At 73.3% G+C, this 734-nt stretch carries 1 protein-coding gene; it reads left to right on the forward strand.

Translation table 11 applies throughout. From position 1 onward, the window contains the following. Positions 1-734, forward strand: a 734-nt coding sequence (gene meaB, locus ACFF45_RS35550) for a methylmalonyl Co-A mutase-associated GTPase MeaB (RefSeq protein WP_381351182.1), incomplete at both ends; no start/stop codon positions are given.

The raw sequence follows: 734 nt of genomic DNA on the forward strand, positions 1-734 counted from the left end.
GCTGCTGCCGCACAGCGGCAGGGCGCGGCGGATCGGCGTCAGCGGGGTGCCGGGGGTGGGCAAGTCGACGTTCATCGACGCCTTCGGCACCCTGCTGACCGGCCTCGGCCACCGGGTCGCCGTCCTCGCCGTCGACCCCTCCTCCAGCCGGACGGGCGGCTCGATCCTGGGCGACAAGACACGCATGGAACGGCTGGCCGTGGACCCGGCGGCCTACGTACGCCCCTCCCCCACGGCCGGCACGCTCGGCGGGGTGGCGAAGGCGACCCGCGAGGCGATCGTCGTGATGGAGGCCGCGGGCTACGACGTCGTCCTCGTCGAGACGGTCGGCGTCGGCCAGTCCGAGACGGCCGTCGCCGACATGGTCGACTCCTTCCTGCTGCTCACCCTCGCCCGCACCGGGGACCAGCTCCAAGGCATCAAGAAGGGCGTCCTGGAGCTGGCCGACGTGATCGCCGTCAACAAGGCGGACGGCCCGCACGAACGGGACGCCCGCGCCGCGGCCCGCGAACTGTCCGGCGCACTGCGGCTGATGCACGGCAAGGACGCCGCCTGGACACCGCCGGTACTGCACTGCAGCGCCCGCGAGTCGACCGGCCTGGACACCGTCTGGGAACGCCTCGAACAGCACCGCACACTGCTCGACTCCACCGGCCGGCTGGCCGCCAGGCGACGCGAGCAGCAGGTCGGCTGGACCTGGACCATGGTCCGCGACGACCTGCTGGACCGCCTGC

Origin of the sequence: Streptomyces cinereospinus, from assembly GCF_042430725.1 — a bacterium.
GTDB lineage: Bacteria > Actinomycetota > Actinomycetes > Streptomycetales > Streptomycetaceae > Streptomyces > Streptomyces cinereospinus.